General features: G+C 47.2%; 7 protein-coding genes. 1 reads left to right on the forward strand and 6 read right to left on the reverse strand.

Translation table 11 applies throughout. From position 1 onward, the window contains the following. A partial coding sequence (locus FD47_RS15905) for an ATP-binding cassette domain-containing protein (protein WP_235806094.1) occupies positions 1–262 on the forward strand: 262 nt, incomplete at its 5' end. Between the two features lie 368 nt (positions 263–630). Here the strand turns inward: FD47_RS15905 and FD47_RS12720 are convergent. From FD47_RS12720 to FD47_RS12745, 6 genes are all read right to left on the reverse strand, one after another. Continuing rightward, entirely contained in the window at positions 631–1,152 is a 522-nt protein-coding gene (locus FD47_RS12720) for a QueT transporter family protein (protein WP_225352987.1), read from the reverse strand. Positions 1,153–1,233: 81 nt separating this feature from the next. Beyond that, positions 1,234–2,544: an NCS2 family permease gene (locus tag FD47_RS12725; protein WP_040537895.1), complete on the reverse strand. Its 1,311-nt coding sequence runs from the start codon at positions 2,542–2,544 to the stop codon at positions 1,234–1,236. A gap of 143 nt (positions 2,545–2,687) precedes the next feature. Further along, entirely contained in the window at positions 2,688–4,937 is a 2,250-nt protein-coding gene (locus tag FD47_RS12730) for a DEAD/DEAH box helicase (RefSeq protein WP_056980759.1), read from the reverse strand. Positions 4,938–4,952: 15 nt separating this feature from the next. Then, positions 4,953–6,287, reverse strand: coding sequence for an ATP-binding protein (locus tag FD47_RS12735; RefSeq protein WP_054736287.1), 1,335 nt, complete (start codon positions 6,285–6,287; stop codon positions 4,953–4,955). 18 nt (positions 6,288–6,305) lie between these two features. Next, positions 6,306–8,132 (reverse strand): TerB N-terminal domain-containing protein, encoded by a 1,827-nt coding sequence (locus tag FD47_RS12740; protein ID WP_056980760.1) that lies wholly within the window; start codon positions 8,130–8,132, stop codon positions 6,306–6,308. A gap of 250 nt (positions 8,133–8,382) precedes the next feature. Then, positions 8,383–8,892: a type 1 glutamine amidotransferase domain-containing protein gene (locus tag FD47_RS12745; RefSeq protein WP_040537894.1), complete on the reverse strand. Its 510-nt coding sequence runs from the start codon at positions 8,890–8,892 to the stop codon at positions 8,383–8,385. Between the last annotated feature and the right edge of the window lie 76 nt (positions 8,893–8,968).

An 8,968-nucleotide genomic window follows, 5' to 3' on the forward strand; every position in this document is an offset into this window, starting at 1 on the left:
AAAAAACGACATTTTCACATCGGCGTTGACACCAACCGCTTTTTTAGATAGAGAAAATGTGAATAATGTATTCCATGTTATTAATGCTAACAAAGACCGAACATATTTAATTATTACCCATGATGTTCGTGATTTGCTTCTTGTGAATGATTATCACCTTTTATCTATGGATAATCATAAAATTGATCATGAATTTAACAAAAAGACGTTTGAAAATGTGAATAGAGATAATTCATTTTTACATTACTTTGCAGAAGTTTAAGCAATGCGCCCTCCACTAATTTGCTCAGGGATGTCCGCACCCCCAAAACTACATTTTTACGTCGGTGTTGACAAGGGACACGCAATCCTTTTTATCAGCAAATAACGTGAATAGGAGCCGTGACATAAGTCCCTAAAGAACTGGCCAAAATCAAAATTCAAGTGAGCTTTGATTTGGGCCAGTTTTTTTATTTTTTGAAAGAAGAAACAGGTGGCTATAGCGTAAGCGTGATTAGGTTCTTTCCAATCCTGTGTGATTCGTTACATTAAGATTTGCATGTCCTCTGTTTTATAAAAGGATCCGGCAAGTAAATTTCTATTCTCTCACACGATAATGGAAAGAACCCGTTAAGTGTTTACGAAAAAGGATCATTTACTTAAATCATACTTCGCATTAATCAAGTAGAGAACGATTGCACCAATTGCCATGGTGACAAATTCACCAATTCCGGCGGTTAAGTAAGTCCCCCAGAATGTTGGCCAAAAGGCACTGTGCGCAATGATGGCAATTTCAAAGCCGATGATAAACATGTAAAATGTTCCGATTAATACGGAAGCAACCAGTTTCAAAACGAGTGAATTCATGTGTTTGGTAACCAAATAAATGGTGACCAGATTAATCAGGGTTTCAAATGTCCCAACCAGCATATCAATCGCGCCGTTTGGTGACGTGATATTGGTGATGAAACAAGCAACGGTAATGGCGATGATGTAGCGCTTGTTAAATGGGACGAGGTTGTTCAGTCCTTCAGAAAAGCGGAATTGAACGGGTCCATAACTTACGGCTGCAAAGACCATCGTCAACACGATGTAGAGTGCAGCAACAACGGCAGCTTTGGTCAGGTCCAACACGCTGTCGATGCCGATAACATTAGTCTTAGAATTCATCATAAATTCCTTCCTTAAGTAATTATTCAGTTGTTAGTCAACTTTTTAACTTTACCGCTTTTTTCAGGTGAGGTCAAAAACTTTTTATCGGTTCAAAATCCAGAGGAAGAAGACGAAGACAACGGCCAGACCGTACATCATGGCGCTGACTTCCTTCCCGCGTTTGGCGGCGATCATCGTGATTGGGTAGGTGATAAACCCAAGGGCGATTCCGTCAGCAATACTGTAAGTAAACGGCATCCCAACCAGGGTAATAAAGGCTGGCGCAGCAATTTCGAACTGTTCCCAGTGAACGTTTTTCAATGACTGAGCCATTAAAACGCCGACGATAATTAAAGCTGGCGCGGTTACCTGACTGGTGATCACTGTCAATAATGGTGAGAAGAAGGTGCCAAGGACAAACAAGATCCCAACGACAATCGCAGTAAAGCCGGTTCGACCACCCACTGCAATTCCGGCAGATGATTCAACGAAGGCGCCCATTGGGGAGGTTCCAAGAATTGAGCCGACAGCCATCGTTGACGAATCAGCGATCAAGGCGCGCCCAATTCTTGGGATGCGGTTGTTCTTAATGAAGCCGGCCTGTTCAGCGAGGCCAACCAGGGTTCCGGCGGTATCAAAGAAGGTGACCAGCAAGAACGTGAGGACAACCACGATCAGTTGCAGTGAGTTGATGCTGCCAACGTGGGTGATCGCAACGCCAAAGGTTGGTGCCAGGCTTGGCATTGGCGAGACCCATTGATGCGGCAGCGGGATGAGGCCGGTGACCATCCCCAGAATGGCGTTTAAAACCATTCCGATGAAGATGGCGCCGGGAACCCGCATACTCATGAGGATGACGGAAACTAACAAGCCGAAAATCGTTAACCAGGTGGTCCCGACATGCAGCGACCCTAAGGCGACCAAGGTGTCCTTGCTGGACTGAATCAGGCCGCCATCGTTCATCCCGATAAAGGCAATGAACAGGCCAATGCCGCCGCCAATTGCGGCTTTAAAATCAGCGGGGATCGAATCGATAATCTTTTCCCGTAACTTTAAAGCGGTCAAAATAATGAAGATCACCGAAGCGACGAACACCCCGGCCAGCGCCGTCTGCCAAGGCACCTTCATGCCCAAAACAACGGAGTAGGCAAAGAAGGCGTTAATCCCTAAACTAGCGGAAATCGCAATCGGATAATTGGCAATCAGCCCCATTAAGAAACAGCCGAATGCGGATGCCAAGGCGGTTGCCGTGAAGATGGCACCCTTGTCCATCCCGGTTACCCCGAGAACGTTTGGATTCACAAACAAGATATAAACCATTGAGACGAAGGTGGTAATTCCCGCGATGGTTTCTTTGCGGAAGTTGGTGTTTCGCCCCTCAAAGTCGAAAAACTTGGCGATTGAATTAATCATAGATAATAGCTCCTTATTGTTCGGATATAAAATAAAAACACCATTTTTTATACTATCATTATAACTGATTATCTTCAATAACCGAATTAAATATTCAGCATTCTCCAAATTGTTGCATTTTTAAAACGCTTTCTTCGCAATTTTCAGTTCTGACTTTGGGATTGCTGATAATCGTGGGCCATTTGGGTAACTAACCGTTTCATGCCAGCGACATCCAAGACACTGTCCGTGAATTCCTTGCGAACTAATTCATCGGGTAAATAGACATCGTACTTGTCAAACGTTGGCACTTCATTTGGAAATAGCAGATCAAGGGTCGGAAAGTCTTTATTGGCTTCCTCTTGAATGATTTGGAAGAATTCATCCGCGCTGCAGTCCATTGCGAACTCCATAAAGTATGGCCGTGATGAATTAAAGCCACGGAGATTGAGCCGATCGGCACACTTGATTCGTAATAGCCGCTCCAGGGCTAAGAAGGTGTAACTGCCAGTCCACGGGAAGAACGCCCACATATTACCGCCAAGATTAACCAACTGATTGGCTGGTAAGCCGGCAACGTGTGCGGTGTCGCGCATCTGGGTCAGACGCGCCTGGGCATTTCCCTGCAAATAAGGGTACATCTTGGTTTCATCCAGAACTTTCCGCATTCGCTGAAGAATCTTTGGGTGAATGTCGCCGGCAACATCGCCGAAGAAGGCGGGAATGCGGCCCTTAACCTCATGACAATAAACCTGATGGCGCTTTGGATCGACGTCTTCAACGACCCAGACCCGGCCGGCAATCGCAATCTTATCACCAACGGGAGGCGGCTTGACGATGGTTCCGAGTTCTTCTGATTTGGAATGGACACTAAACTCTTCGTTGTCTTGGAAAACGGCATAGAACTTATAGTTATTAACGACTCGTTCGCCTGCCATGCCAACAATCAGGCCGCCAGCTGGGGTTCGCTCAATATGGTTGGTTTTGAGGAGATGACGGAGTAAAACTCGGTAGTCATCCTGACTCACATTGTGAAAATAGGCTAATCCCAATACCCTTGAAGCGAGTTCTGCGGGCGTCATTTCACCGCTGGAAGCAATCGTGCTCATGGTTTGGTGATACAGCAAACTATACGGAAGTCGATTAGTCCGGGGCGGCTCGACCCATTTTTCTTCGAGATATAACTGGACCAGTGCGATCCCCTGTAGTAAGGGCCAGGCAATCAGGTCAGGAAGCATTGCCCGGGATTCGGGGTGCTCTTCGCGCATGACAAAGTGCATTTCCGGCGGGTTTCCTCGCCGTCCGGTTCGGCCCATTCGCTGCAAGAAGCCCGAAACGGTAAATGGCGCGTCAAGCTGAAAGGCACTCTCCAACTGACCAATATCAATTCCCAATTCGAGGGTCGCCGTGGCGCAGGTGGTCATATTGGCGTCTTCGTCCTTCATCTCATCTTCCGCCGTCTGCCGAAGCGCGGGTGACAGGTTACCGTGATGAATTAAAAACCGGTCGGGTTCGTGATTATATTCCGCGTATGAGCGTAACTCTTGGCAGACGGCTTCACATTCTTCCCGGCTGTTGGTAAAGACCAGGCATTTTTTACCCCGGGTATGTTCAAAAATATAGCCAATTCCCGGATCGGCTAATTCAGGAGCCTGATCCGTTTTCGGCCCGATCAACGCGGCCGGATCGAAATCTTTATCGGATGCCTGGGGATCGGTTTTGTAAAAGTGTTCCATGGATAGGCGCCAAATTTGGCCGGTGCTATTTACCTTGGGCGCGACGGTTTGGTGATCGCTGCCGGCGCCTAAGAACTTGCTGGCGGCCGCGATATTGCCGATGGTTGCCGACAGCCCAATTCGCCGCGGGTGAACGGCAGCCAATTTTGCGAGGCGTTGGATCAGACAGAAGGTTTGGCCGCCCCGATCACTGCGCAAAAATGAATGCAGTTCATCAATCACGATGTAGCGTAAACCATGAAAGAGGTTTGGAATATCCATGTGCTTGTTGATCATGAACGATTCTAATGATTCTGGGGTGATCTGTAAGATCCCGGACGGATGCTTTAACAACCGCCGTTTGCTTGATTGGGAAACATCGCCATGCCAGCGCCACACGTTAATGCCGGTATCCTGACAAAGGTCGGTGAGCCGCTCGTACTGATCATTAATTAAGGCCTTCAACGGGGCAATGTACAAACACTGAATTGAATTGGAAGGCCGTTCACTCAAATCAGTCAGAATCGGGAAAAAGGCTGCTTCGGTTTTTCCCGAAGCAGTGGATGCCGATAGCAGCACATTATGATCGGTATTAAATATTTCCTCGGCCGCCGCAACTTGAATGGCGCGTAAATTATGCCAGCCGCGATTGTAAATATAATCCTGGATAAACGGTGCATATCTTGAAAATACGTCCATGACGCACCTCCTTAACTAAATGGTGAACTCAGTGTAGTCCTTGTCTTTTTTATCAGAAACTTCCTCAGACTTGTGATAGTCGAAATTGCTTGAGGATAATAATTTTTCGACCGTGGTATCAGGATTTTGCCAAACAATGTCTAAAAGCTCAATGAAATCCCGAATGACTTCTCGGGGCGTGATGTTGGTATCGGCGCCAATTCGGGCGTATTCAATCTTGATGAACTTTGCTAAGTCCGCCTCGGTGATGGTGCGTTGGTAACCATACAGTTCGGCATGCATATTGGCCAGCTTTTCGACCAGAACCAGCATCTCTTCAGCAGTTAGCGGTTCAAGTTTAATGACCGGCGCGTACATGTCACGGGCACCGGCGGTCGCAAACTTCCCCTGGGTTAACCGTGAATGAAGAGCCTCATAACTATAGACTCCCCGGCGGCGATCCTCAACGGCTTGCGGGGTGCCGCCCATAAGAATTCCCAGATACTTTGCTTTTCCTTGAAGGGTGTCATTGTACATTGTTAAAATTTTTTCGTAATTGTACTGGCGGCTGATGCTGTTTGGGATCTTGTAAATATTCACCAACTCATCAATCATAATGATGAGGCCAGCATACCCGGCCTGCCTGAAGAATGAGGCAAATAACTTGAGATATTCATACCAGTCATCATCGGAAATGATGACGCTAACGCCCAGTTCCTGTTTGGCCTCGGTTTTATGGGTGTATTCACCCCGGAACCACTTGATGACCTTTGCCTTTGTGGTGTCGTCGCCCTCAAGATAAGCGTGATAGTACATATTGAGTAATTTTGCGAAGTCAAAGCCGTGAACCAGTTCGCTCAGTGATGAAATGACTGCGTAAATTTTCTTGTCGACGGCCGCCGCAAACTGGGGATCATCGACGGTCAAACCACTGTCACTGGCAACGCTGCTTTGGACGGAGCTGATCCAGCGGTCCAAAACTAAGGTAAGCGCGCCGCCTTCTGGTCGGGTCTTGGTCGCAAGATTCTGAATGAGTTCCCGGTAGAGGGCAAGCCCCTGACCCTTGGTTCCCTGAAGCCGCCGCTCTGGTGATAAATCGCCGTCAACGACGACAAAATTCTTGTCCATGACGTAGTTGCGCATGGTTTGCAGCAGGAAACTTTTACCTGAGCCGTACCGGCCCACGATAAAGTGAAAGGAAGCCCCGCCCTCAGAAACGACGTCGACATCGTGAAGCAAGGCTTCAATCTCTGCTTTTCGACCGACAGTCACGTAGGGAAGGCCAATTCTGGGGACAACCCCGCCTTTAAGGGAATTTAATACTGTTTGGGCAATTCGTTTTGGAACCCGTCTCTTTTTTATGTCTGCCACGATGCATTAACTCCTTCATTATAAAAATAATTGTTCGAGATCCTGACGATAATCTTCGACGATGACCGGCTGATTATCAGCATTAAATTCGATGACCGTATCACCAATCTCATCGAAGAGTTTTTCGTTAATTTGATCAACTAAAATCGAAACCATTAAGTGATGATCCTTTAGGTATTGCTGCCAGGACTGATTTTTTAATAGCGCGACCACCAGCATGGTTTCATCAGCGTTTAATAAAGACTGGCTGCTAGCCGGGGCCGGCTCTGGAGAAGGCTGGGGTACTGGTTCTTCCTTTGGTGCAGTCGGGGCCTCTTTTTCTTCTTCGGTTAACAAGCTTTCCCGGGTCAGTGACGCGTCCGTTCGGATTTGGTCGAGACTATCCAGATTAAGCGTTACCCGTGGCCGGCGCTTTTCGTCCTGAATCCGCTGATAGGTTTTAATGCCCGTCAAAATGGCCTGCTGGACGGTGGAATTGAGTTGCCGGGGCTTTAGCGGGTGGCCCAAATGAAAGGATTCCCGGGCCAAGCGATCAATTTCATGCAGGAGCGTGTTGAGCTTCTTGTCTTGGTGTTTGACTGGATAATAGATATTAGAACTGCATGTTCGGGCGCCTAAATGGTAAATGTGGTCGCCGTCAACTTGATATGTTTTAAGCCGCGGCGGCTTTTGAAAATAAAAGACGGCACTTCTAAAGTACGTGTGGGAGGTCGATACCCGCGTGGCAATGGCTTGATTGAAGTAATCAAATTGACTGGTTTGCCGTAAATCGAGAATCTGCTGCCAGACAACTTTCAATAATTCAGCGAACTGCTTCGGCGACTTTTTCAACAACAGACACGACTTGAGATAGGTTGAATGGTTTTTAAAGACCGTTAGCAGCTGCTCGGGTGAGTCATCGGACGGATGCAATAAGATCTGGTAGTCCTGATCTGCGGTCAACCTTTTCGCGAAAATGGTCCGGGCCTTTTGCTGGTCAAGTTCATAATACAACACGTAGTCACATAGCCATAGATCAAGCAAATCGCGCATTCGTGAATGATAACTGGGCGCGCACTTATCACGGAATTGGATGAGCTTTTCGTAGCCTTCGTCAGGCGAGGCCACCCCGATATTATTTAAGAGTTCGTAAATGTAAAGGTAGGCGTACGAGGTGCTGGTAACCGGGAAATGTCCCTGGCGTAATTGAGTTCGCCAGGTAAAATACGTCCGTAATTGATGAACCGTTAGTTCGTGATAGACCGGAAAGTACCGTTTCAACTCATAGGTGGCGTCGTAGTGATCTTCATAGTCGGCCATCATCTCGCCTTGATGGTAAAAATTGTAAGCAACGATTTCAGATGACGGGATCGTGTAGTCATAGGCGTGCACCATCTTTTCGATTTGGGAAGGAACGTGGGGCTTTTTCTGGGTCTCGGAGTGCGCCTTTGAGCCAATTGGCAATTGAATTTGCTGCGCGTGATAGGGCGTGTCTGATTCGTTATCAGGCGGTAAATAAATCATTTGTTCCTGGGGAGCGTGCTGTTGATCAGCTGAAAAATGTTTAAGTGAATAGTTCAGCACCTTCTGCAGGGTGATTTGATCAATTGATTTTAGCGAAGTGCCGACCCACTGCTGATTGGTTGTGAATTTGGGTGCTGAAAAAGCCGGCAGATCCTGGATGAGTGGCCTGAGACCGCCACAATAGATATCCAAGTGAACCGGTTCGTCTCTGCTGGCAATTACAAAGGGCCGTCTTAAAACCGGATGAATGAGGACTTCGATGTGCTGGGATGCTTCGCCCGATAATACAAATTTCAATCCATAGTGGTTTGACACCAGATCAGTCAGTTCCTGCCAGTTCATCGATCGCACCTCCCCAAATTATCAGCATAATTGAAAACCTTTAAAATAATGAATGACTAGTTCCAAGCAATTTTACCGTAATCACTTAAAGTATACAACGCCGACGAGCTAAGGTTGCCATTTTACCAAAAGAGCCAATAATCACACGCGTTTAGCGGGATTATTGGCTCTCGAGTTTCAGTAAATAGCAACCGAAACTTTTTTAGTTTCCTTTATAGGGTGTTCCTGAAAAATAATGACGCCTGTTAACTTATTTGCTCAACGTTTTTAACATTGATGAATTAAAGGCGTCCAGGTCGTCAGGGGTTCGGCTGGTGACCAAGTTGCGGTCAACGACAACCGGCTGATCTTTGACGACAGCACCGGCATAATACAAATCTGGCCGAACGGTTGTATAGGCTGTCATTGCGCGCCCCTTAGTGAGGCCGGTTTGAATGAACAGCTGGGGACCGTGACAAATGGCAAAGACTGGCTTATCAGCCAACAGAAAGGCTTTGACAAAGTCGACAAACCGCTCATCGGCCCGCAGCTGATCCGGTGAGAAGCCGCCGGGAATCAGCAGGCCGTCAAAGTCGTCCGCAGAAACGTCCGCGATGCTTTTATCAGCCGTGATTGAAGCTCCATGCTTGCCGCTGATATGGTTACCAGCCTTATTTTCAATTGTGATGACCTCATGGCCGGCATTCTTTAACGCGTCAACGGGAGAGGTGTATTCAATGTCCTCAACGTCGTTTGTAACAATTACAGCAATTTTACTCATCGTAAGGTCCCTTCCTTTTTTTCAGTGTACCAACCATTTTACGCGAATTACCTCAATTGTCAAGTTAAGTGCAACA

The organism is Lentilactobacillus parafarraginis DSM 18390 = JCM 14109 (assembly GCF_001435895.1).
Taxonomy (GTDB): Bacteria; Bacillota; Bacilli; order Lactobacillales; family Lactobacillaceae; genus Lentilactobacillus; species Lentilactobacillus parafarraginis.